20 protein-coding genes and 2 tRNA genes are annotated in these 23,667 nt (G+C 41.6%); 20 read left to right on the top strand and 2 right to left on the bottom strand.

All coding sequences use genetic code 11. The annotated features are described in order from the left end of the window. Positions 1–120: 120 nt before the first annotated feature. Positions 121–191: transfer RNA gene (locus ABIN22_RS14180), tRNA-Gln, on the top strand. A 62-nt stretch (positions 192–253) separates the two neighbouring features. Continuing rightward, positions 254–327: transfer RNA gene (locus ABIN22_RS14175), tRNA-Pro, on the top strand. A 75-nt stretch (positions 328–402) separates the two neighbouring features. Here ABIN22_RS14175 and ABIN22_RS23360 read toward each other — a convergent pair. Next, positions 403–696, bottom strand: a complete 294-nt coding sequence (locus ABIN22_RS23360; RefSeq protein WP_430517203.1) for a tyrosine-type recombinase/integrase — start codon at positions 694–696, stop codon at positions 403–405. 391 nt (positions 697–1,087) lie between these two features. Between ABIN22_RS23360 and ABIN22_RS14170 the strand changes: the two genes are divergently transcribed. The 7 genes from ABIN22_RS14170 to ABIN22_RS14140 all read left to right on the top strand — a co-directional run bounded on the left by ABIN22_RS14170 (position 1,088) and on the right by ABIN22_RS14140 (position 9,537). After that, positions 1,088–2,443, top strand: a complete 1,356-nt coding sequence (locus ABIN22_RS14170) for an ATP-binding protein (RefSeq protein WP_346909446.1) — start codon at positions 1,088–1,090, stop codon at positions 2,441–2,443. Between the two features lie 136 nt (positions 2,444–2,579). Continuing rightward, positions 2,580–3,233: a recombinase family protein gene (locus ABIN22_RS14165; protein ID WP_346909444.1), complete on the top strand. Its 654-nt coding sequence runs from the start codon at positions 2,580–2,582 to the stop codon at positions 3,231–3,233. Positions 3,234–3,460: 227 nt separating this feature from the next. Further along, positions 3,461–5,362: an ABC-three component system protein gene (locus ABIN22_RS14160; protein WP_346909442.1), complete on the top strand. Its 1,902-nt coding sequence runs from the start codon at positions 3,461–3,463 to the stop codon at positions 5,360–5,362. Next, on the top strand, positions 5,346–5,957 hold the full coding sequence (locus tag ABIN22_RS14155) for an ABC-three component system middle component 1 (protein WP_346909440.1): 612 nt from the start codon (positions 5,346–5,348) through the stop codon (positions 5,955–5,957). Before ABIN22_RS14160 ends, ABIN22_RS14155 begins: the two co-directional genes overlap by 17 nt. Then, the gene (locus tag ABIN22_RS14150; protein WP_346909438.1) at positions 5,957–8,908 is read left to right on the top strand and encodes an AAA family ATPase; all 2,952 of its coding nucleotides are present in this window, start codon (positions 5,957–5,959) and stop codon (positions 8,906–8,908) included. The genes ABIN22_RS14155 and ABIN22_RS14150 overlap by 1 nt, the downstream gene beginning before the upstream one ends. A gap of 157 nt (positions 8,909–9,065) precedes the next feature. Next, positions 9,066–9,224 (top strand): hypothetical protein, encoded by a 159-nt coding sequence (locus tag ABIN22_RS14145; protein ID WP_346909436.1) that lies wholly within the window; start codon positions 9,066–9,068, stop codon positions 9,222–9,224. Next, complete coding sequence (locus ABIN22_RS14140; protein ID WP_346909434.1) at positions 9,217–9,537, top strand: type II toxin-antitoxin system RelE/ParE family toxin; 321 nt, start codon at positions 9,217–9,219, stop codon at positions 9,535–9,537. The genes ABIN22_RS14145 and ABIN22_RS14140 overlap by 8 nt, the downstream gene beginning before the upstream one ends. Positions 9,538–10,572: 1,035 nt before the next feature. On the opposite strand, the gene ABIN22_RS14135 is transcribed toward ABIN22_RS14140, so the two are convergent. Continuing rightward, entirely contained in the window at positions 10,573–11,520 is a 948-nt protein-coding gene (locus ABIN22_RS14135) for a LysR family transcriptional regulator (RefSeq protein ID WP_109730917.1), read from the bottom strand. Positions 11,521–11,699: 179 nt separating this feature from the next. Here ABIN22_RS14135 and ABIN22_RS14130 point away from each other — a divergent pair, with 179 nt between their 5' ends. From ABIN22_RS14130 to ABIN22_RS14080, 11 genes are all read left to right on the top strand, one after another. Then, complete coding sequence (locus tag ABIN22_RS14130) at positions 11,700–13,337, top strand: ABC transporter substrate-binding protein (RefSeq protein ID WP_346909432.1); 1,638 nt, start codon at positions 11,700–11,702, stop codon at positions 13,335–13,337. A gap of 165 nt (positions 13,338–13,502) precedes the next feature. After that, positions 13,503–14,459, top strand: a complete 957-nt coding sequence (locus tag ABIN22_RS14125; protein WP_109731112.1) for an ABC transporter permease — start codon at positions 13,503–13,505, stop codon at positions 14,457–14,459. Next, entirely contained in the window at positions 14,456–15,343 is an 888-nt protein-coding gene (locus ABIN22_RS14120; protein WP_346909430.1) for an ABC transporter permease, read from the top strand. The genes ABIN22_RS14125 and ABIN22_RS14120 overlap by 4 nt, the downstream gene beginning before the upstream one ends. Positions 15,344–15,354: 11 nt before the next feature. Then, positions 15,355–16,347: an ABC transporter ATP-binding protein gene (locus tag ABIN22_RS14115; RefSeq protein WP_118620015.1), complete on the top strand. Its 993-nt coding sequence runs from the start codon at positions 15,355–15,357 to the stop codon at positions 16,345–16,347. Next, the gene (locus ABIN22_RS14110) at positions 16,335–17,288 is read left to right on the top strand and encodes an ABC transporter ATP-binding protein (RefSeq protein ID WP_109730921.1); all 954 of its coding nucleotides are present in this window, start codon (positions 16,335–16,337) and stop codon (positions 17,286–17,288) included. The genes ABIN22_RS14115 and ABIN22_RS14110 overlap by 13 nt, the downstream gene beginning before the upstream one ends. 37 nt (positions 17,289–17,325) lie before the next feature. Further along, positions 17,326–18,681 carry a hypothetical protein gene (locus ABIN22_RS14105; protein ID WP_346909428.1) on the top strand — a complete coding sequence of 452 codons (1,356 nt, stop codon included), beginning with the start codon at positions 17,326–17,328 and terminating at the stop codon, positions 18,679–18,681. Next, positions 18,668–19,549: an alpha/beta hydrolase fold domain-containing protein gene (locus tag ABIN22_RS14100; RefSeq protein ID WP_346909426.1), complete on the top strand. Its 882-nt coding sequence runs from the start codon at positions 18,668–18,670 to the stop codon at positions 19,547–19,549. The genes ABIN22_RS14105 and ABIN22_RS14100 overlap by 14 nt, the downstream gene beginning before the upstream one ends. A gap of 32 nt (positions 19,550–19,581) precedes the next feature. Next, entirely contained in the window at positions 19,582–20,796 is a 1,215-nt protein-coding gene (locus tag ABIN22_RS14095; RefSeq protein ID WP_118620018.1) for a lactonase family protein, read from the top strand. A gap of 45 nt (positions 20,797–20,841) precedes the next feature. Next, complete coding sequence (locus ABIN22_RS14090; RefSeq protein ID WP_346909424.1) at positions 20,842–21,681, top strand: DAPG hydrolase family protein; 840 nt, start codon at positions 20,842–20,844, stop codon at positions 21,679–21,681. Positions 21,682–21,750: 69 nt separating this feature from the next. Next, complete coding sequence (locus ABIN22_RS14085) at positions 21,751–23,082, top strand: MATE family efflux transporter (RefSeq protein ID WP_109731113.1); 1,332 nt, start codon at positions 21,751–21,753, stop codon at positions 23,080–23,082. 12 nt (positions 23,083–23,094) lie between these two features. Next, on the top strand, positions 23,095–23,631 hold the full coding sequence (locus ABIN22_RS14080) for an FUSC family protein (protein ID WP_109730926.1): 537 nt from the start codon (positions 23,095–23,097) through the stop codon (positions 23,629–23,631). Positions 23,632–23,667 lie beyond the last annotated feature (36 nt).

The raw sequence follows: 23,667 nt of genomic DNA, 5'->3' as shown, positions 1-23,667 counted from the left end.
ATATTCTGAAAATAACCATAGAAATTTTTTTTTGATGGAAATTAAAAAAAGGGGTTGATTTTTTCGGGGAGTCTGATATAATAACGATGTTGCGTCGGACAAGACAAAACAAAATGCTGATGCGGATTGGTGTAATGGCAGCACAACAGACTCTGACTCTGTTTGTGAAGGTTCGAGTCCTTCATCCGTAGTTGAGAATCTGCGAAAGCAGATTCTTAATTTTCTCTTTACGAGAAGACAAGTTCATACATATCGGAGTGTGGCTCAGCTTGGTAGAGCGCTACGTTCGGGACGTAGAGGTCGCGTGTTCGAATCACGTCACTCCGATTGATTGAGTAAGATACCGGAATCCTTTGTAAGATGGGGATTCCGGTATTTTCTTTCTGTGATTATACCGCAGCTTTATATGGTGGAGCACATTCTTTTTGAGGGTTGTCCCAGCCACTCTTGTATTTCTTTTGGATGCCATCCAAGTTCGAATAATATGGAAGCCGTTGAATGCCTAAGTGAATGGAAGGTCATATCGGGTCTGCCAAAAACCTCTGCTAACTTTTTAAAGTGGTGATAAACATAATCAGGGCGTATAGAATGTCCATCATCCCATACGAATATCTCCTTATTGTCGACATATGTATCTCCATAAAATAATTTGTTTTCTTCCTTTTTTAGTACTACACCTTTAAAGAAAGATTCCATTTCTTGTGTAAGATAGTACGTTCAATTTTCAGTAAATGCCTTTTAAAATCCAGCGACTTTTCTGTTATACCAAATACCTCTGATCGTCTTAATCCATAATGCAGTGTTGCGTATATTATATGCTTGGTATTTAGAATATATCCTTCCCAATGCGAGTGCATAAAATATATCCCAATGGTGGAAAATTGTCTTGAAATGTTGAAAGCAATGGTTGTAGAAATCAATGAATCACAGGTTTAAGAAAAGGAGCAGTTGGGAAACAGCATATATGCATATAACAGACAGTCAGGGAAGGTTTACATTGCCCTGTAGAAATAAAACTTAACCTAGCCATTGTGCATATGATTTGTTACAATAATTAAAAAGCCAGAAAGATTGTTAGGAGTGCAAAATGGATTTAAAGAGAGATATATACGAAAATCTGCTGCAGTGGAAAAAAAGGGATTCTGGAAAGGTTCTGGAAATTAATGGGGCGAGACAGGTTGGCAAGACATATATACTGACCAAGTTTGCCGAGGAGAATTATAATAATTTTATTTACATTAATATGATGCAGACATCCGGGCAGGAGTTTATCTCCTGTCTGGATAAAGCGACGGAATGGGAGCCGGGGCAGAAAAGGATAGAGAAACCAATCCATAAGGCATTGGAACTGTTTGATCAGGAATTTACAGATGACCGTGAAACCATTATACTGATAGATGAAATACAGGAATCTGCTAAAGTATTTTCTCTCATCCGGCAATTCTCCCGGGAATTTGCGGCGCATTTTATTGTGACTGGCAGTTACCTTGGAAAGACCGTACAGAAAGAATATTTTCTTCCGGCAGGAGATATTGAAACTATGACGCTGGAGACTTTATCATATGAAGAATTTCTGGAGGCGGCAGGAAAAAGGGACATTTATGACGGACTGGATTTGTTTGGAAGGGGCAGCCATGAACAATACGATGAATTAAAGCAACTATATGACGTATATTGCCAAATTGGCGGATATCCTGCAGTAGTGAATGAATATTTTGAGTCGGGAGATTTGGACAAATGCCAAAAACTTCTGCAGGAGCTGATCAGTATTTTTATAGAAGAATCAGAGCGGTATTTTGACAATGTACTGGAGATGAACCTTTTCGAACAGATATTTCCTGCAATAGCCCAGACTATGGTACGAGAGAAAAAAGGCTCAAAAGACCTGATGACGGACTTATCGAAGATTATTTTTAAGGAAGAATCGAACAAAGTAACGAAGACAAGCATCCACAATGCGATTGCATGGCTGTACCGTTCAAATATCATAGGATATTGTGATAGAGTGAATGAAGGAGATATTCTGGATGTGACCTTTAACTGCCGTTTTTATTTTAAAGACATAGGTGTTGCACGTCTGTTTCTTAAGATGGCAGGAGCAGACCGACGAAATATTGAAGGGATAATAAATGAGAACTTTGTATGCCGTTATATAGAACAGATGATTCGTGAGATGGAAGTGGCAGGACGGTCACCTATGTTTGGACTGTATAAGGGCGGTGAGATTGATTTTATTGTGAAGAGCCTTCAGGACGAATGTGTCTACGGAATAGAAGTGAAGGCAGGGAAAGATATCGGGAAAACAGCCAACCGGATGCTGAAAGAGGGGAAGATCAGATATCTGTTCTTATTGAAAGGAGACACTTATGGCGGTGTAGCGGAGGGGAGAAAATATACAGTGCCAATATATATGGCAGGAAAATTAAACTTTAATGACAGATAATTTATTAACAAATAATTGCCTTTCAGGCATTTTAAAATATTGAGAGATAAGACGGCTGCCAGAGGTGATATTACTCTGGCAGTTTTTAATTCTCGGTAAATGGTAATTGTGATGAATATATTAGAAAAGGACGCGTATGGTTAGAAAAACAGTTTATGGATATGCAAGGGTCAGCAGTAGGGAACAGAACTTGGACAGACAGATAGCTGCACTTAGTCAGTATGTTCCTGAAGAAAATATTCTTGTAGATAAAGCAAGCGGGAGCAGCCTTGAACGTGAATCTTATAAGGCGTTAAAAGGTGCACTTGGATTGAGGCCGGGAGATACACTGGTTATCACATCTCTGGATAGATTATCCAGAAACAAACAGGATATAAAACAGGAACTGGAGTGGTTTAAGGATAATGGTATTCGATTAAAGATTTTGGATTTGCCAACTTCTCTAATAGAAGCACCGGAAGGGCAACAGTGGATTATTGAGATGATACAGAATGTTTTAATTGAAGTGTTGGCAAGTATCGCGGAGCAGGAACGCCTGACTATCAGGAAACGGCAGAGGGAAGGAATTGATGCCGCCAAGTTAAAAGGCAAACATCTTGGAAGACCAGCAGTACTAAGACCTCCAGATTTTGAACAGATATATCAGAGATGGAAACAGAAAGAAATCACGGCAAAAAAAGCCATGATTCAGTTGCATCTGTCAAGCAGCACATTTTATCGGTTCGTCAGGGCTTATGAGGATGAACATGTATCAAAAGCCGGTTCTATTTTGGCAGATAAACCAGAATAGTTAATTATACTTTTTGGGAGACAGCCTGATGTGGAATTCAGGCTGTCTCATAAGGTAGAGGTTGTGGGAGTTTATTTTTTGACATTTTAATATACTTATATGTTGAATTATAGGAAATATAATAATTTTTTATTCAAGTGAAGCGTAGAAGAAACTGGTAAATGACGATATCTTGTAGTAAAATGAAATATAAATGTATTTACTTTAGATGATGCAGAGGGGCGGAAATGCAGAAAAAGCTATCACTTGATAAAACAAAAATATATGAAAAATCATTTGCATTGGAGCAAATATCTAAAATGCTGGTTGAATTTACAAAGGGGTTGCCTCATGTCTTACAGATTGGAACGGAGCAAGGTGATATCCCAGTTTGGGATGATTTTGTTATGACTGATAGTGATTTAAGCACTATATATGTTCAAATTAAGCGACAAACTACTGATTTTTGCTCAGACATAAAAAATGAAAAGGTTGTTAGAGATAATTATATAAAAGGAAAGTTAAAAGATCAGCCAAGAGAGTTAAATGTTTTTGATAAAACTATTTGTGCATTGGCAAAAGCTACGCTAAATGATTGCCATAACAAAGATCAATTTTGGATATGTTTACCAGAGGCACATGTTCATATAAAAAAAGAAATTACTATAAGAGAACTTAGGAATTTTAAAGATAGTATTACATCTGTTACAAAAGGAACAGATATGGAAAATTTAGCTTCTATAGATAAGCAAATCAAAAATGTTTATTTATGGCTAACTACATGGTGTGAATTCGATGACTGGAATCATATTGTTAAAGCTTTTAAATTATTGTGTATAAAGACAATAGGCTATGAAACTGAACTTAGAAATAGGGCAGAAGAAAAGTTAAAAGATATATTTATAGCGTCAGAGATTGATACAGTGTGTTCAATCCTTTTGGCATTTATGGATTCGAATTCCACATATGCTGGTGCGTTTGCCCCAAAAGATTTGTTGATTCACTTAAAGAAATATATGTTACCGGATATTGCCACATGGACATTGTTTAAGGCGGAGGACACTTCATGGTTAGTGTCAGGTATGAATGACTTAACCGGGGGTAACCTTGAAGACCCTCTTAAAGTAGTAGAGGCATCATGGGGAAGAGCAGTTACACATAGATGTAACTTGAAAATAATTGGAATTGGTTCCAAACGCTGTAAAATCACTCGAAGTTTAATGAGATTATCATTACATCAAGAGGGGATAAAGGCTACATTAAGTTCTAATCCAGATGTATGGAATGGTTCACTCAGGGAGAGTGTGGGGGGAACTCTTGGAGCATCTGAAAGTGATTTGGCTAACTTAAATGTTATGCCAGCAGGTGATGATTTTGGAAATAATCTAAATTGTCAAGAATTAAAATCTTTGAGCGATAAGGAAGAGTATGCATTAGCCTTAGAAACTGAAATGTATAAGGTTACACTGGATAGTGTGAACTTGAAAATGTGTGATAAATTGGAACACATGAAAGCAAGTGAGTTAAGAGATAAACTTGAAACATGCTGGAATGAATGGTATGAAAAATTAGGAAGAGATGTAGAATGTCAAAAAGAATTTTTTGATGGGATTTTACATCCCAATAGTGAGGGAAAAGCTATTTTAGGTGAACTACGTGTGGGACGTAAAACGGTTGGAATTATAGTAGAGGCTCTTTTTTTAACAATGGTAGTCGTTATTACATTTGGAGATAAAGAAGAGTACAGTTGGATGCAACTTAATAATTCTCTAAATTTAAGAACTATTGGGGTAAAGTATTGGAGTGGTCCAGCAGATTCAATAAAAGATGTCATTGAAATTGATGACTATAGGGGCGTACCTAAAATGCTCTCAGAAGAGAAATCGGATGTTATAATATTGTCTGGTACAAAGTCATCAGTGAGTGATATATTAGAAGCAAATCTTGCAGATGATTATGGACATAATGCTTTGTTATCAGATCGAAAACAACCTAAACTTTTAATTTCATTTGATATGAAGATTAAGAGATTAATAGATGAAGGAAATATAAAGAGCATTAGAGAATACTTGCAACCTCGGATTGATAAATTTAAGGAAAAGACAGAGTTAGCAATTATAGATATTGTGGGTGATGAAAATGGGATTTGAGAATATAGTGCCAATTATACAAGAATATGCTGTCGGTAAGTATAAGATTAATGTAGATAATAAAAAAGTAGAGGAATTAAAAGATTTTTTTGATGCTACGGATGGTAGCGTAGAAGTATTACGTATAAAAAGATGGAATTCGGTTGACATAAGAGAGAAAACACTGGTATGTGTAGATCTTTCCGTTTTTACAGATGGGATAAAGAATAGATTAAAAAATATATTAAAAACGACAGCTTTATTAAAAGAATCACTTTTTGATACAGAGAATGTCGATTTGTATTTGTTTTTAGCATTGCCCAAAAGTATTAGCGAAGAGGAATGCATAAGGATTGAGTCAACAGAACAATTATGTCGTAAATATGTATTAATGCCACACGAAGAATTAAATACCTTTTTGGATAGAACGTTTTTATCAAAGATTATGTTACAACAGGAATCAATCGATATCCAAGATCCTGTACAGCGTTCTTTTAAAAGAATTGAAAAGAAATACGAATGGCTGTCTGATGGAGTACAAAATAATTGGAAAGAGTATTTTAGAAATTATTCTGGCAGTGAGTTGGTCGAAAAAATAATTGATGAGGTGGTCTGATGATTCAATTGGATAAAATAGAAGTAAGTAATGCGAGAAGATTGGGAGAAAAAGTCCAAATTGAATTTGGTGAAGGAGCCACTATTTTATTAGCACCAAATGGAACGGGGAAGACAACTATATTTGAGGCAATAGAACTGGCTATTACTGGAGAAGTACAAAGATTAAGAGGGAATAAAGATGCTTTTGTTAATGCAAAAAGTGACAATATGAATGTTGAGTTATATTTTAATAATAAAGAGTTTATTAAAGCAACTTTACATAAGAATGGAGTTTATAACAGGGAGGGGGATATAAACAAAATTTTAGGGATTTCTCAAGATATTTCAATACCGTATTTATTTAAAATGACTCATTTTTTTGAGCAAAATACTAAAAATTGGTTTGTTAGCTGTGATGATACAGAAGCAGGAAAATTATTAAATAGTCTTCCTATTAGCAGTGAGATTCAAAATATCCTATCAAAAAAAACTAGTGTTTTAAGATCATTTACCAATATTGAAAATAATGTAAAAATGGAATGGGAAAAATATAGTAATGAACTTAAGACATTTGAAGAGTTATTAAATAAAAAGGTAGAATTAAATGCTACTAGTCCAGAGCTGAAGCTGGAGGATGTACTAAAAGGAATAAAAAGCCTGGCTTTAAAGTATGATGTTCAAATCGAAACATACGATAATGATTTAAATAAGTTATCAATCAAGTTGTCATACGTAAGAAATAAAATAGTAGAAATGCGTGAGAAATGTTTGGCGGATTATAATAAATTATTTTCTTATGAAGACCGAATTAAATTATACATTAAAAACAAGGCTATGATTACGGAAAAAAATGAAAAAATTAATATATATAAAAGTGAAAAGAAAAAGAAAGAACAGAGTTTAAATGGACTAGTAACGGAAAAAAATAAGCTTATGGAAGAATTAGATGAGCTATCACAATCAGAGTTTAAAGTGGGTCAAATAATTTCTCAATTTAATGAGCTAGAATTAAAGAAAAAGGAGATTGTTGTAAATAAAGAGAATATTGAGAAGTATAGGAAAGAAGAAAAAGAGACAGAGGAATTTATTGAAAATCAGAATAAAAAAATTGAAGACTACTGTCATTCTCAAAGTGTAATACAGGATTTTCAGGATTCTTTAAAACGCCATAATGAAAAGTTAATAAATCTAGAAAAGAAAAAAGAGAAATTAAATGATATAGAAGAGAAAATATCAACGTTATTAGCGGAGAAAACTAAGTTACAGGGTTTGAAAAATCTTATAGATGAAGAAAATGAGAAAAAAGTTAATGTAGAGGAACAGGTTGGGGAATATAAAAGATGTTATGTCTCACAAAAACAGAATGTGGAACTGTTGAAAAAGAGTGAAACAGAGATTGAAAGTGCCTTATCTGTGATAAGACAAAATATAACAGAAGAGTCACGGATTTGTCCTTTGTGTCAGGCAAAATATGAACCAGGTGTATTGCTCAAAAAAATAACAAAGATATTAACGACTCTAAATCCTCTGTTCAATGATGCTATTATTGAAGAAAAAAAGGCACATGATTTAGTGAAAAAACATGAGAAGAGTTTAGCAGAAATTGAAAAAAATATAGAAACTTTGAATACTGAGTATGATAAAACAAATCAATTAATTAATCAAAATAATATTATTATAGATCAAATTAAAAGAGATCTAGTACTAGGAGAGGAGAGCTTTGAATATGAAAAAAGTAATATAAATTTGAGAATTAGAGAGCAAAAAAAGGTGATTTTGGAATTAAAAAGTGAAGAAGAAAAACTTCCTAAACTAGATATAGAAGATTACAATAACGTTATGTTACTTAAACAGAGTAAGGAAAGAAGATTAGCTCAGTTAAAATCTGAGATAAACTCTTTGAAATTAGTAATTGCAAATAATTCTTCTGATATTGAGGCTCTGGAAAAAAGTATTAAAGACAAAGATTCAGATGAGAGTGTGGCGGAGAAAAATAAATATACTACCGAATTGATAAATTGTAAACAAAAATTATTAAGCAATGAAAATAAATATGGTAAAACAAAAGATGAATTTCAGAGATTGACAGAAAATATTATTTATGAAGAAGAAGCGCTTTCGACTATTAATGCGACACAAGCTAATTTGTTAATGGAATGGAAAGAATTTAATTTGGGTAAGAATCCTGATGAACAAAAAGTGAAAAATGAATGTGTTAGACTTGAGGGAGTGATTTTACAAATAAAGAAAGATTTGCAAGCTTTTTATGATTTACAAAATCGTTTGTCAGCATGGAGAATATTTTTAGAGGATGAAGAGATTAGTAAGAAAATTGCTAGCATGGCAGGTACTAAAAGTGCTGAGAAATATCATAATGAGTTGAAAAACAAAGTCATTGATAAGGCGAAAAAATTGGAAGATATCACGATGAAAAAAGAGGCTGTAAATGCTTTTCTTAATGAGATTCTAAAAGAATCTGATGAAGTGCAATTACAGCTAGGACTAATTAACGATTCTTGGAAAAGAATTTTAAAAAGGATAGTTATTAACCCATTAATTACAACAGCCCCCTTATTAAAGAATGAAACCCATCGAAACAAACAAATGGCTTCTACAATAGCAACGATCCGTGATAAAGGAATTGATATAACTGATATTGCAAGTGAAGGTCAAATTGCAGATATACAATTATCATTTATTTTAGCACTGGCCAATGAGTATAGTTGGACGCCGTGGAAAGCCCTTTTATTAGATGATCCAGTTCAACATCATGATCTTGTACATGCTTCGTCAGTTTTTGATGTTTTGAGAGATTATATTGCAGATTTAGGATACCAAATAATGTTAAGTACACATGATAAGCTCCAGGCAGATTTTTTTGTCAGAAAATTAAAAAATGATGGGATTTCATCTAGAATTTATCAATTGGTACCAAGAAAAGAGGGGGTGACTGTAGAGCAAACTGGATAAGTTAGACCAATCATTTGATAGGGAAAATGTAATAGAATTGTAAACTTATGTTGCATTTACAAAAATAATGTAAAGCATATAGATGTGAATATTTATGGTAATGATTGTGCAAACTATGATATACTGTGTATAAGTAAAATGTTAGGAGGTGGTTTTAATGATAACAGCAGAAAAAGTTGTTTTCTCTCCAGAGGAATTAGCAAGAATGGAAATTCGTAACTTTATCAATGAAGGTTTGAAAGATGTCCAAGATGGTAATCTCTATGATTTCGATGAAGTATTTGATGAAATAGAAAGCAGGTACAAAGATGCCTGATTATAAGATTATACTTACCAGGCGGGCCAAAGATGACATTATTGATATAGGTGACTATATTACATATACGTTATTAGAGCCTGAAACTGCACGGAACTTTATTACCGGTCTACGAAGCACAATAAGTAGACTGAAAGAATTACCAGAACGCTACCCCTTAGTAGATGATGTTGTTTTAGCCAGTCAAGGGATTCGCTGTATGCCATATAAGAATCATTATATTTTTTATGAAATAATGGACATGATGAAAACAGTTATCATATTAAGGGTTGGTCATAATCGTCGGAATTGGAAAGAGTTATTAATTAAATAAGAGCAGATCAATATAAGGGAGTGCGGTTTATGCAGTCCCTTAATAGATTGAGGAAATATATTTTTTAATCAAAATTGATATGTTTGGATATCTGCCCGTTCTAACAATTTTAAAGTTACTGCATTACAGATTATGAACAACAGTTTTACCGACCACTTGCAACCCTGTAAATTCAAGGGCTTTAAAGCATATAGAGATAATTCAGTTACCTCAGAGTGCAAAGCTACCAAATTGTTCGGGACGTAGAGGTCGTGTGTTCGAATCACGTCACTCCAATTGACTGGGGGAACCAGTAAATATAAAGGATTGCGAATTTTCGCGGTCCTTTATTTTTGTTACTTTGAAGCTTGTCTGATGGTTTTGCCTAATAAAAATTTTAATTTCTGTGATATTTGGCGATACAAGCAGAGGGAAGTATGTTTGTAGAAAATTGTGATTGTAGGAAAAGACATGAAAAATATCCACGAGAACAATCGTGTTGCAGGGTGCGTTGACCTCATTCTATAAGAATGGGGGTGATGCCTATGAAAAATCAAAACAACCATTTTGATTTTAAGTATTTGATGACCTTTGGTCTTTTCCTTCTGGCATTACTTACATTCGTTTTTACGTTTTGTAAGTAGTACTACATAGAAAAACCACCCTGATACTTTGACCGGTGCAGGGTGGAGTTTCTATTCTTTTAACTGGTCAACCCCTTGTGGGCGGTTGTTCCATTTATGTTTATAATATAGCATAAGTCTTCAGCTGTTTCAAGAGTTATTCTTATAGATAGGGCTATTTATCACGGATGCTTATTCCGCATACATCCCCTGTCCTCATTCCAAAATTTATCTGATTCAATCCCTTTATTCTTGTTGGAAGGTTTTTGAATGCTTTCAGGAAAGACAAAATTAGGTCATATATAAAATTAAAATTGTGCAAAATCACCTACAGGCTTTTGCCTGTAACTTGCAAAGTGTTTCTGTGTTAGACAAAGTGTGCTAAAAAGGTTAGTATTTTATTAAAGAAATAGTAAAAATGCATATAAGAAAATCATTTGTCTTTCGATTCAGTGAAAAGCAGGCGGGCCTCTTTAAGAAAACAGATTTCGGCGGTATGCAGGTGTTTTCCTTTCTCATAGCAGATAGCGAGCTTGGGGTCAAATCCCGTGATATCGATCGGGTAATGAAGCAAATTATCTGCTGGCCGGGAGGGGGAAGCAAAAAAGCGCCGGTTCATGAAATCTGTCGGTGCCAGAAGGCATCCGGCTCCCTTTACGCACATCTCGGCATTGAGGTCTCCGTTTTCAGAGAGGAACCCTATCTCGGGTGTGAAATTGTACTGCTGGAAGATGCTGTTCAGGTCACGCGCAAGCTGTCCCTGCCGGTCTTTCAGGACAAGGAACGGCATCTCCTTTAAAAGGGAGAGATCACGGGTCTCTATTAGTTTTTCTTCGATGGAAGGCCAGCGGTCACCGTATACCTTCTCTGCGAGGCTTTTGTGGAATATGGCATGGTAAGGATCATGGTTAATCAAAATCACATGCTCCAGTTCCTCATCCAGAGGCAGATAACTGATGTACAGGTCAACCCCGCGCATGTTGTGGGAAATGTCCGTATGCAGGCGTTTAACAACACTGACATCATACTGTGGGTACTTTTCGGAGAAACGCATCAGCAGGTCGGGCAGGAACGGGGGAACATCATAGGTCGAGATCCCAATCGTAATCTTGCTCCGGCGTTTCGTTGTCACGTTGTCAATATTGGCAAGCATCCGGTCATAGGCACTGAGGAGCTCCTTACCACCCTCGAAGAAGCACTCACCGGCAACAGTTAAACTCAATGGGGTTTCACGGTTGAAAAGAGGCACTCCGATCTCGCTTTCCAGCTTCTTGAGATGTTCACTTAAGGACTGCTGGGAGACAAATAATTTTCGCGCAGCAGCGCTGATGCTTTGTTCTTCTGCAATTGCCATAAAATATTTGATGTTTAAAAAATTCATATGGATTCATCCTTTGCCAAAGTGTTTCATTTATTGTAACATCAAAAGAATTTTCTGCGCAAGTGAAAGCTTAATATGCAATTTATTATTTTCAAAAACTGATACTGTTTCTATAAACAGTAACTAAAAATTAATTCTGTGAAAACAGAAAGGAAAATGTACGAAGTGGAGGTACAAAAATGGCTGGGAAAAAAGTGAAGAGGATGCTGGCAGTTTTATTGGCCGGAGCAATGGTTGTTTCGACGGCGGCCTGCGGAGGGAACAAAGATGCAGACACAAAGAGCAGTACAGACAGTGGTGACGGGGCAGCAGGTCAGGAAACTGTGGCTGCAGAAGGCGAAGAAGGCGCCCTTGTCGTAGGAATCTACGGAGGGTTAGACTCCCTGAACCCCTGGACAAGCGGACGAATTACAAAGGATATGGTTACATATGTGCTCTACGAGACACTCGCGAGCTGTCAGAGCGGTTCAAAGGATCTGGACAATATCCTGATGAAAGGATTTGAAAAAGTAGATGACAATACTTTTGATGTTGAAATTTATGATTACATAAAAGATGCAGAAGGCAATGCCATCACAGCAGCTGATGTGGTTTTTAGTTTTGAACAATATATGCAGAATTGGGCAACAACAGTAGAAGCGGTTACAGCAAAGGATGATTACCATGTGGAACTGAAGCTGAACACAACGGCGGCAGGAGCTTTTGAGTATATTGTATGTAAGGTGCCGATTGCAAGTGAGAAGGCATACAATGACAGCGCGGACCAATTTGCATCTACATCCTGCGGTACCCTGCCGTATACAGTGGCCGGCGGAAAAGACTATGTAAACGGGACTAAAATTGTTGCAAGGAAAACAGGCACATACTGGCAGACGGATGAGAGTCTGATTTACCCCGGAAGCGCTGCAAACGCAGAGGTAATCCAGTTTGACATTCTGGAAGAACCTACACAGATGGCACTGGCAGTAGAAGAAGGAAGAATCCAGTTTGCACAGTACATCGACCCCAGCCTCCTGGATGAGGTTGCCGCAAAAGACAATCTGGAACTGTGTATGGTGCCGTCTTCTGAGGACCGCGGTATTATGCTCTGCATGACAGAAGACAGCCCGTTCTATGATAATCTTGCCCTGAGGCAGGCAGTCCTGTATGCAATTGACAACGAGGCAGTAGCCGAGGCGTGCGGATACGGTTACGGTTCTCCTTCTATCGTAACGTGTGGGAATGCCGACCTGACGATCGGTTATGACTCTTCATGGGAGACAAAACCATATGATTATGACCCGGATAAAGCAAGAGAACTTCTGAAAGAAGCTGGATACGATGAAGGTAAACTGCACTTAAGACTGCTCTGCAATAATAATAAAACAATTACAACCATGTGGCAGATTATACAGGCAAACCTGCTGGATGTAGGAATCGATGCGGAACTGAATGTATGTGAAGGAACCACATATGGCTCCTACCGTGACGGTACAAGCGGACAGTATGAACTGGCATACGCAGGACCGGGTAATGGCGGATATGTAACATCTGATTTATGGAATACATTGTTTAACCGCAAAAACTATGCGTCAGGAGCAACATGGGCCGGGGCAAAGGATGATAAGCTTCAGGAATTGTATGATAAGATTGCCGCGCCAGATGGATACACACAGGACAACATTAATGCTTTTTATGAATATATAACAGACAATGCATATTATTACAGGATTTATGACCTTCCTGAGTATGCGGCATATGACAAAGAAGCTGTCAGCGGCTACTTTGTAGACTGGAACAGATTTATCCGTGCAAATACAATTGCCTTAAGTAAATAATGAGTCTGGACCGCTGCCATAAGTCTAAAATAACGGGGTATGGGATGAGCTTACAGGGCCATATCCCGTTATTTAAAGGTAGAACAAAATCGGATACTTTGAGGCGGAATACATATGATACTGGATCTCAAGGATACAGTACAAGAAAACTGGAGTAATGACTTTATGGGTAAATATATTTTAAAACGAATTTTATTGATGATACCTGTTATCTTAGGTGTTGTAATTTTAGTTTTTACCTTAATGCAGCTGACTCCCGGTGATCCGGCACAGGTGATTCTGGGGACAACGGCTACAGATGCGCAGATTAATGCACTGCGGCAGGAGATGGGATTGAATGACCCGTATATCGTACAGCTTGGAAGGTACATATACGATGTATTTATCCGTTTTGATTTTGGAACCTCTTACATCAGCAATGTATCGATTACTTTAGAACTTGCACAGCGTTTTCCAAAGACACTTATTTTTGCAGTATCTGGAATGATCCTGTCTCTGGTGATCGGCATCCCTCTGGGAGTGACGGCGGCAGTACATCAGAATAGTGTCGCAGATTATGGTTCCATGACGCTGGCGCTTATTGGTACCTCCCTGCCGGGATTCTGGTTTGCATTAGTGCTGATTCTGTTTTTCAACGGCAAACTGGGATGGCTCCCGGCTTACGGGACAGGCGGGCTGAAATTCTGGATTCTGCCGATTGCGTCGACTGCGTTCGCCGGAATTACGACAATGGCAAGGCAGATGCGGTCAGGAATGCTGGAAGTGATCCATTCGGACTATATCACAATGGCAAAGGCAAAGGGGGTAAAGAAACGCTCCGTTATTTATAAACATGCCCTGCCAAACGCCCTCATACCTGTTATCACAGTTGCAAGCATGAGTTTTGGTACTTCACTCGGCGGCACGCTGATAGCAGAAACAATTTTTGCAATCCCCGGAGTGGGTGTTTACATAGTCAACGCAGTAAACAACCGCGATTATCCGGTTGTACAGGGAGGGGTAATTCTTCTGGCAATTACATTCTCCATTATCATGCTGCTTACGGATCTTCTGATCGCTTATGTTGACCCGCGTGTAAAAGCGCAGATTACCGGTGGTAAGAAAAGGGGTAGGAAAAAATGACGGATGTAATAAATGTGAAAACAAATCAGGAACCTGTAAAAAAGAAAAGTCAGTTTTTAGAGGTCTTAAAAAGGCTCTCTTATAATAAAGGCGCCGTGTTCGGCGGAATTCTGTTTTTAGCAGTTCTGCTGCTGGCTATTTTCGCCCCTCTGATTGCGCCATATGATTACGCCGCGATTAATATTAAAGACCGTTTCTTATCCCCCTGTCTGGCCCACTTGTTTGGAACAGACCACATGGGCCGTGACATTTTGAGCCGTGTCCTGTATGGCGCAAGGTATTCACTACTGATCGGAATCGGTTCAGTCATTTTCAGTGCTGTTTTTGGTATTATTATCGGGGCGATTTCGGGATATTATGGCGGATGGGCCGACAATCTGATCATGCGTATCTGCGATATCATCCAGTCAATCCCCGGTCTGATCCTGAACATCGCACTCGCCTGTGTACTTGGCCCCGGCGTATTTAATACCATCCTTGCACTTGGGTTTGAAGGGATTGCCGGAACGGCCAGACTGATGCGGTCTTCGATTCTGAACGTGCGGAAAATGGAATATCTGGATGCGGCACGTACGAGCAACTGCAGTAGTTACCGCATCATTTTAAGACATGTTTTCCCGAATACGTTTGCACCGATCCTTGTCCAGTCGACAATGGGGGTGGGGGCGAGAATTATGCTTGCGGCAAGCATGAGTTTTATTGGAATTGGTGTTCAGCCGCCGACTCCCGAGTGGGGAGCCATGCTGGCCGACAGCCGTGATTTCCTGATGAAGTTCCCTTATATGTGCCTGATTCCGGGTATTTGCATCATGTTGGTTGTCCTTGCGCTGAATCTGCTCGGAGACGGTCTGCGCGATGCATTAGATCCAAAGCTTAAGAAGTAGGGGAGAACGATATGAGTGAGAAAAAAACATTTTTACAGGTGAAAGACTTAAATGTGGAATATGTGACAAAAGAAGAGACGGTATCTGCTGTAAACGGGGTATCTTTTGAACTGGAAAAAGGCAGGGTGCTCGGTCTGGTGGGAGAAACCGGCGCCGGAAAGACAACAATCGCACGCTCCATCCTGCGGGTGCTTCAGGAACCTCCGGCAGTATTGAAAAAAGGTGAGATCCTGCTGGATGGAAAGAATCTTCTTAAGCTGTCAGAGGAAGAAATGTGCAAGGTACGTGGTGAGAAAATCACAATGATTTTTCAGGATCCGATGACTTCCCTGAACCCGGTTATGTCGGTAGGGGACCAGATCGCAGAAGTAATCGCACTGCATGATAATATACCGAAAAAAGAGATACGCAAAAAAGCGGAAGATATGCTGGAAACCGTAGGAATCCCGGCAGAACGGTATGATGAATATCCACACCAGTTTTCCGGCGGGATGAAACAGCGTGTCGTCATTGCGATTGCGCTGGCGTGTAATCCACAGCTACTTCTTGCGGATGAGCCGACGACAGCACTCGATGTGACGATTCAGGCACAGGTGCTGGAGCTGATGCAGAAATTAAACAGGGAAAATAATACAACCACAATTTTGATTACCCATGATCTGGGTGTTGTTGCCCAGATGTGCGATGAGGTTGCTATCATATATGCAGGAGAAATCGTAGAATCCGGTTCTCTGGAAGATATTTTTGAAAACCCGGCGCATCCCTATACAGTTGGACTTTTCGGGGCGCTGCCAAAACTGAATGAGGATGTGGAGTGGTTAAGCCCCATAGACGGGATGCCGCCGGACCCGACCAATCTTCCAAAAGGATGCAAATTCAGCCCGCGCTGTCCTAAAGTCACCGGGCAGTGCAAATGTTCACAGGTAGAACTGAAAGAGATCTCGCCGGGGCATAAGTGCCGCTGCCTGTCAGACGTAGGGAGGAAACAGATATGTCCAGATTAATTGAAATCCAGAATTTAAAGAAATATTTTAAGACCGGCCGGGGCATGGTCCATGCGGTGGATGATGTGAGTTTCAGCATTGAACAGGGACGTACTATGGGAATCGTAGGGGAGTCCGGGTGCGGTAAATCAACGCTTGGAAGGATGCTCGTACATCTGGAGGAGAGCACCGGCGGACAGATTATTTTCAATGATGAGGATGTGACACAGCTCGGGAAAAATGATATGAAAAAGTTCCGTGAACATGCACAGATTATTTTTCAGGACCCATACTCCTCTCTGGATCCGCGCTATACGGTGGAGGACTCTATCAAGGAATCTCTGCTGATCTCGGGGAAGTATAACCGCACACAGGCGCTGGAGAAAACACAGGACCTGATGGAACTGGTCGGGATTGCGCCGAGGCTCCGCCTGTCCTATCCCCACGAACTGGACGGCGGGCGCAGGCAGCGTGTCGGGATTGCCCGGGCACTGGCACTGGACCCTGAGTTTATCGTATGTGACGAACCAGTGTCTGCGCTGGATGTATCCATACAGGCCCAGATTCTGAATCTGCTGAAAAAACTTCAGCAGGAGCATAACCTGACCTACATGTTCATTACCCATGACTTATCTGTTGTGAAGCATATATCCGATGATATCTGTGTGATGTATCTGGGACAGCTGGTAGAGACGTGTTCCTCACATGAATTATTTGAAAAACAGTTCCACCCATATACTAAGGCCCTGCTTTCTGCGATTCCTTCCGTGGACATCAGGCATAAGATGAACCGGATTGTACTGAAAGGTGAGATTACCTCTCCGATCGATCCGAAACCCGGATGCCGGTTTGCGGCAAGGTGCAGCTATGCTTGTGAAAAGTGCCATCAGCCGCAGAAGCTAGAAGAAATCAGCCCGAATCATTTTGTATCCTGCTGCAGGGCAAAGGAAATTAACGGGTAATAGGAAAGATAGAGAAACGTTTAAGGAGGGTGGATAGATGGATAATCAGTTTTACTGCGGTGCCGCACGTGAGAAGATAACGCCGCCGGGGAGCCTGCTTAAAAATCTGCGCGGACTGATGGACTCTCAGTTCGGGGGCATTGTGGATGATTTGTATGTGAGGGCGGTTGCACTGGAGAGTAAAGGGAAAAAGATGCTGCTGTTATCCTTTGATCTGGATAAGGTTCCTGATCCTGAGGAAAATCTGGCATTCCTTGAACAACATACCGGGGTGGAGCAGGAGTACATACTGCTTGCCAGTATTCACACACACTCGGCGCCGGTGACAGGTGACCGCCCGTACGAAGGCCCGAACTATATAGCACGGAAACCGGCTGAAGTTCAGGAGGCTACAAAAGAATATGAAAAATTGATTCGGGAAAAAATGCTGTCTGCGGCAAAGAAAGCTTTGGAAGGGCTGGTGCCGGCAGTCTGCGGATATGGTTACGGGAAAAGTTTCGTAAATGTAAACCGCGTTGGATTTTATGAAGTCACAGACCCGTCAGGGAAGACTGGGATTTACCTTGGAACCGGGACAAACTTTGAGCGGGAGGCAGACCACACGCTGTTTGTTATGAGATTTGAGACTCTTCAGGGGAAGCCGATCGCATTTTTTATCAATTATCCGGTCCATAATACGGTTATGATACTGAACGGGTGCGGGGAAGGCGGAAAAGTAGGCATTACCAGTGATCTGGGCGGAAATGTGAGTCAATATATGGAACAGGCATATGAAGGCTGCGTAGCCATATGGTCCAGCGGGGCGGCAGGCGACCTGAACCCGGTCATGTCGAACCAGGTTTACAGGGAAGACCCGGTAAGCGGCGCGCCTGTCGAATCCTATGAAAAGGAAGGCTGCATCGCCAAATCGATGTTACATACACTGTCGGCACATCATTTTGCGGATGTCCGAAAAACTGTGAGGCGGATTGAAAATACAAGGCAGGAGATCGAACTTTCTGCCGGCATAAAGTGGGCAGTTACACCGGGGGAAAAGGAAGACGAAAGCCCGGTTCCATATAAAGTACGCGTCCATAAGCTCCAGATAGGACCGGTAGTCCTGATGGGGTTCAGTGGGGAGATATATTCCGGGCTGGGTAAAGAATTACAGCGAAGGAGCGGGGAACAGAATCTGGTTCTTGTAAACCATGACGCAAGCCTTCTTTATAATGCGGGATATATCTACGGGGATGATATTTTTGCCCTGAAGGAACAGTATGCAGGGGAAATTGTAGGAATGAACCATACATGGCTTCAGCCGGGATACATTGAAGATGCCCTGGCGGAATGTATAGCCGGACTCTTGGAAAGCCGGCGGGAAAAAGGACGGGAGATAAAAGATGAACAATCATGAAATTTCTATAGAAGTGGCAGGGCACATCGAGAAAAAGCTGTTTGATATCCCATACTGCACACAGTCTCCGTCCCAGATATTGGATATCTGGTACCCCAATGAGGAAAGTACGGCACCGTATCCTGTTATCGTCCATTTTCACGGCGGAGGGTTCGTTGTGGGAGGTCACCGTGAAGACAGTCTGGAACCGATGCTCAGGGCGGCAGACAGGGGATATGCGGTAGTCAGCGTCGAGTACAGAAAGTGTAAGGAATCCCGTTTCCCGGCCATGCTGTATGATGCAAAAGCAGCAGTTCGCTTTTTGAAATGCCATGCAGCGAAGTACCATCTGGATCCGGATAAGATGGCACTGTGGGGACCGTCTGCGGGAGGATGGATTGTAGCAATGACAGCGCTAACCCACGGAAATCCGGCGTTTGAAGACCTGGAGATGGGGAATGCCGGATATGACAGCAGCGTTGCGGCAGTGGTTGACTGGTGCGGTCCCTGCGGTGGATTTCTGGAAATGGATGAGGCATTTAAGAAAAGCGGTACCGGAAAACCAAACCACAATCTTCCAGACTCAGGAGAGTCACAGCTTCTCGGGGCACCGCTTAAGGAAATACCGGAGCTGGTGCGGATGGCGGACCCGTGTGTTTATGTGAACAGAAGTATGCCGCCATTTCTTATCATGCATGGTGCCCGTGATGCGGTTGTACCTGTGGAACAGTCTGTCCGGTTTGCAGATACAATCCGGAAAACGGCAGGAGAAAAGAAGGTGGAATTATTTATAGCAGATGAGGCGCCGCACCACGGACGGATATGGTGGCATGATGACTGGGTTTCAGATATGGTTTTGGACTATCTGGACAAAGTACTTAAGCCGTAATGAATAGGATGACGCAAGGAGGATTTGGATTTATGTCCAAAAAAGTATATACAATCGTGGGAAACTGGGGCTTTGCTCCTGCACCGAAGGGGATTTCCACATTTCACTATGATATGGAGGACGGAACGCTCGAAGCAATTGAGACGATCCATCCGGATATTGCAGCCGGACAGCTCTGTCTGGATGCAGAGAGAATGGTTCTCTATGCAGTGAATGAATGTGGGGAACGCAGGGGCGAAATTGGAGGAGGGGGCTATGTGCTTTCTTTTTCCATTAACCCGGAAACCGGAAAACTGACGCTCATGAACGAGCAGGCTTCTCTTTCACCGGAGCCGTCGTATCTGTGCATGAGCCTGAATAAAAAATACCTGATTACATGCCATTGTGCGGACCCCTGGCATGTGACAAAAATCGTGCAGCATGAGGACGGAAGCTACAGCAACGAGGTCCTGTTTGACGATACTGCACTGGTCCTGTTTCCAATTCGGGAAGACGGGACGATCGGACCGCCATGTGATGTATTGATTACGGAAGGCACGGGGGGAAAAGGACCCAATTCACAGCGCAATGTGGACCCGGTGACAAACCATATCCAGATGGTGGAAGTGATCTCCAGACTACACGCTGTCATTGGGGCGCCGGGGAAGAATTTCTTCGTGGCATGTGACAAGGGAATGGATAAACTGATTACATTCAGGGTGGATGAGGAACAGGGGAAACTGGTGAAGCTGGATGAGTATACGGTAGAAGAAGTGGCAAGTTTCCCGCGCTATGGGGCTTTTCATCCGGAACTTCCGGTATTCTATTCCAACAATGAAAATCTGGCACTGCTCAATTGTTTCCGTTACGATGAAGGCGGCAGGCTGGAACTGTATGATAAGATTTCCCTGCTGTTTGAAGAAGTCGGCATGATAGACGGGAAACCGGTCGGAGCGCAGGATATACTCGTGCATCCAAACGGAAAAACCCTGTATGTCACCCTGTGCGGACTGAACGATATCGTTACGGTCTCACTGGATGAAGAGGGCAGGCCCAGACTGGTACAGCACATCAGCAGCGAGGGGGAGCTTCCGAGAGGAATCTGTCTGTCCCCGGATGAGCGGTTTTTACTATCAGGAAATATGGTGTCAGGAGATATTACGGTGTTCAGAGTCCTGAAGGATGGAACGCTTGAATATACAGGCAGGAAATATGAGGCAGTGTCACCGTCGGCAATCCGGATGCTGGCAGCAGGGAGTAAACAGTAGCAATTAAGAAACTAAAAATAGTGTAAAAGAAAGAAGGAATTGAACATGAGTTATTCAAAATTACCGGAATTGTTTCCGGAGGAAAAAGCAATGCCGTTGGCAAAATATTATTATGATTACCCGATGAAGGATTTGCCGGAGGATTTAAAGAAACAGATTTTCGGGCCTCCTATGGATGTGGAAGATGCGGTGAAGCCAGAGTGCTTTCTGGACTGGCTCAAGCCGTGCGGGGAGTATGAAAAGGTGGAAAACGGATACTGCATGCTGCCGGATGGGAGCGGGTATATCTGTACTTATATGAAGATACCGGAATCTGTTGAGATGAAAAAGATATTCTGGTACCTGAACTGGCTTAATATCCATTCTAAGAGCATGGTTTTAGGACATGGGAACCTGAGATATAAAATCTGGAATCCGGCAGACCACTGGGACCACTATTTTGTAAACTGGACAGACAAAACCGATGGCATTCATACGACAGAAAGCCTTGATCTCGGGGAAGGTGACAGGCAGTATGATACGATCAGGCATTCCTTTAACCTGAGGGAATTCGGGCTGACAGATGAGCGGATCGAAGAGATAAAGGCCTCCGGCTGCAATGTAAATGAAACCTCAGACTGGGAGTCCTTCGACGAGCCGGGAGCACATCTGACACTCGGACAGATTCGTCCGTGCCCGGAAGGGGGATTTGAGAGAAGGTCCGTAGAATGGATTGGATGGCGTCCTGCAAAGGGGGGAGAACTGATCCGTGAAACACGCACGAAATGTGATGAAGCATATCTGCGCAAGGTGGCATACCATACTCTGCTTGAATGGCATCATCTTCTGGACTTTATTAATGACTTATATGAGGAGTATCATGACCAGCCGGCTGATGCAGACTGATGTCTCCCCTGAACGGAGCGTGCAAATGTGAAAAAAGGCAGATTAGGCGTTTTGATTTACCCGGACAAGATGTTTTATAAAGAAGTGGCAGTCATTGCAATCCCGGTGGCTTTACAGGGGCTGATCACGATAGGCGTCAATATAGCCGACACTCTGATGATCGGGATGCTGGGGGAGCGGCAGCTGTCTGCATCTGCACTGGCTACACAATATTTGAATATGTTCCACAGCTTTTGCATGGGGCTGAGCATGGGGGCATCCGTGCTCGCCTCCCGGTATTGGGGCATGAAGGAATTTCGGTCCCTTAAGAAAACCATTGCGATAATGTTCAGGTGCTGTCTTTTGATGGTGTTATTTTTTACTGCAACGACACTGCTGATTCCGAACCAGATTATGCATATGTATACAGGGGAGGAAGATGTGATTGCATATGGAGTCCAGTATCTGAAATTCTGTACGTGGAGTTATCTCTTTTACGGCATGTCCTTAACGACGACCATTATTCTGCGCAGCATGAAGAAGGTGAAGATTCCCTTGATTGTCTCTGTCCTGTCGTTTTTAATCAACATAGCGGGAAACTATATCCTGATGTTCGGAAAACTGGGAATCCCTGCAATGGGAATCGGAGGGGCGGCATTGAGTACGCTCTTGGTAAGGATTTTTGAATTTGTAATGATTTGCGGCTATTTATTTGTGGTGGAGGATGTACTGAGATTCCGGGTCAGGGACTTGTTTATGAAGGCGGGGGACCTGTTTCCGGAATATATCAGGATCGGATTCCCGGTGCTGGTCAGTGATGTTGTACTGGCCCTTGGCAATAACGTAGTCATGATGATCATCGGGCGCATGGGCGCGGCATTTGTGGCTGCCAATGCAATCACCGCGGTAGTGGACCGTTTATGCAATATCTTCATACAGGGAGTATCCCAGGGGAGTGCAGTCGTCACCGGCAACACTCTGGGACGCGGCGAAGTGGAAAATGTAGAACGTCAGGGCTGGGCATTTTTAGGGATCGGAATTGTTCTTGGGCTGGCATCGGCAGTAATTCTGCTGATTATAAAGGAGCCGGTGATCCAGATATACCATTTAACAGAGGAGACTGCGGATATTACGAGGCAGTTGTTATGGGCAATGAGCCTTATGGTGATTTTTCTTTCTGCAAACCATATTCTGACGAAAGGTGCGCTGCGTGGAGGCGGTGACACAAAAGCACTGATGGTGGCAGATAATATTTTCTTATGGATTGTGTCCATACCGTTAGGGTTTATAGCGGGACTGGTACTCAATATGCCCCCGTTCTGGGTCTACGTATGTCTGAAGATGGAGAATCCCCTAAAAACGGTCTGGTGTATCTCACGTCTCAGGAGTAAGAAATGGATTAAGAAAATTAATGCAGTATAGAGGAGCAAGGATATGGATGGAAGTATAAAAGCCGCTGACAGGGAAAAATCAAAGATTAGAATTGGAAATCAGGAGATTCGGATAGGTGTGGGGATTATCATATGTCTTTTTATTTCCTGGTTTCTGCCGCAGATACAGCGTCTGGCGGCGTGTACCGCTGTTGTTATGTGTACCCAGGAAATCAATCAGGGAACCCTGAAGTCGGGGCTGACCCGTATGAAGGGAGTAATCTGCGGCGGGGCGGCAGGCATAGCCGTAGTCCTGATAGATAATGTCATACAGATAGAGTTTGTGTTTTTCCTGCTTTGCGGGCTCGGAATTGTGCTGAATCTGTTTATTTGCAGGATGATCCATATGCCTCCTGTAACTGACCGGGTCAGTGCGATTACATTCTGTCTGGTAGTACTGCTGGCGGAAGGGAACGGGCGCATATTCTATGCGGTAAACCGTTTCATCGGAACACTGGCGGGGGCATTGGTAGCACTCATTCTTACTGCTGTCTGGTGTTCGTTTCAAAAAACAGGGCGTAATAAAACAGCAGACAGTTGAAGCGTGGGTAAGAATGAAGTAAAATATATCATAAGG

The sequence above is a fragment of the Faecalicatena orotica genome (assembly GCF_905197545.1).
Lineage (GTDB): Bacteria > Bacillota > Clostridia > Lachnospirales > Lachnospiraceae > Faecalicatena_A > Faecalicatena_A orotica.
Note: the sequence above shows the minus strand (reverse complement) of the source record. Positions and strands in the feature narration are given on the sequence as shown.

Excerpts from the sequence above, each read along its gene's own strand:
- ABIN22_RS23360 (WP_430517203.1), bottom strand. The coding sequence starts at position 696 with ATGGAATCTTTCTTTAAAGGTGTAGTACTAAAAAAGGAAGAAAACAAA.
- ABIN22_RS14095 (WP_118620018.1), top strand. The coding sequence starts at position 19,582 with ATGTCCAAAAAAGTATATACAATCGTGGGAAACTGGGGCTTTGCTCCT.
- ABIN22_RS14085 (WP_109731113.1), top strand. The coding sequence starts at position 21,751 with ATGTTTTATAAAGAAGTGGCAGTCATTGCAATCCCGGTGGCTTTACAG.
- ABIN22_RS14135 (WP_109730917.1), bottom strand. The coding sequence starts at position 11,520 with ATGAATTTTTTAAACATCAAATATTTTATGGCAATTGCAGAAGAACAA.
- ABIN22_RS14110 (WP_109730921.1), top strand. The coding sequence starts at position 16,335 with ATGTCCAGATTAATTGAAATCCAGAATTTAAAGAAATATTTTAAGACC.
- ABIN22_RS14165 (WP_346909444.1), top strand. The coding sequence starts at position 2,580 with ATGGTTAGAAAAACAGTTTATGGATATGCAAGGGTCAGCAGTAGGGAA.
- ABIN22_RS14160 (WP_346909442.1), top strand. The coding sequence starts at position 3,461 with ATGCAGAAAAAGCTATCACTTGATAAAACAAAAATATATGAAAAATCA.
- ABIN22_RS14120 (WP_346909430.1), top strand. The coding sequence starts at position 14,456 with ATGACGGATGTAATAAATGTGAAAACAAATCAGGAACCTGTAAAAAAG.
- ABIN22_RS14140 (WP_346909434.1), top strand. The coding sequence starts at position 9,217 with ATGCCTGATTATAAGATTATACTTACCAGGCGGGCCAAAGATGACATT.
- ABIN22_RS14150 (WP_346909438.1), top strand. The coding sequence starts at position 5,957 with ATGATTCAATTGGATAAAATAGAAGTAAGTAATGCGAGAAGATTGGGA.
- ABIN22_RS14080 (WP_109730926.1), top strand. The coding sequence starts at position 23,095 with ATGGATGGAAGTATAAAAGCCGCTGACAGGGAAAAATCAAAGATTAGA.
- ABIN22_RS14155 (WP_346909440.1), top strand. The coding sequence starts at position 5,346 with ATGAAAATGGGATTTGAGAATATAGTGCCAATTATACAAGAATATGCT.
- ABIN22_RS14130 (WP_346909432.1), top strand. The coding sequence starts at position 11,700 with ATGGCTGGGAAAAAAGTGAAGAGGATGCTGGCAGTTTTATTGGCCGGA.
- ABIN22_RS14115 (WP_118620015.1), top strand. The coding sequence starts at position 15,355 with ATGAGTGAGAAAAAAACATTTTTACAGGTGAAAGACTTAAATGTGGAA.
- ABIN22_RS14100 (WP_346909426.1), top strand. The coding sequence starts at position 18,668 with ATGAACAATCATGAAATTTCTATAGAAGTGGCAGGGCACATCGAGAAA.
- ABIN22_RS14105 (WP_346909428.1), top strand. The coding sequence starts at position 17,326 with ATGGATAATCAGTTTTACTGCGGTGCCGCACGTGAGAAGATAACGCCG.
- ABIN22_RS14125 (WP_109731112.1), top strand. The coding sequence starts at position 13,503 with ATGGGTAAATATATTTTAAAACGAATTTTATTGATGATACCTGTTATC.
- ABIN22_RS14170 (WP_346909446.1), top strand. The coding sequence starts at position 1,088 with ATGGATTTAAAGAGAGATATATACGAAAATCTGCTGCAGTGGAAAAAA.
- ABIN22_RS14145 (WP_346909436.1), top strand. The coding sequence starts at position 9,066 with ATGATAACAGCAGAAAAAGTTGTTTTCTCTCCAGAGGAATTAGCAAGA.
- ABIN22_RS14090 (WP_346909424.1), top strand. The coding sequence starts at position 20,842 with ATGAGTTATTCAAAATTACCGGAATTGTTTCCGGAGGAAAAAGCAATG.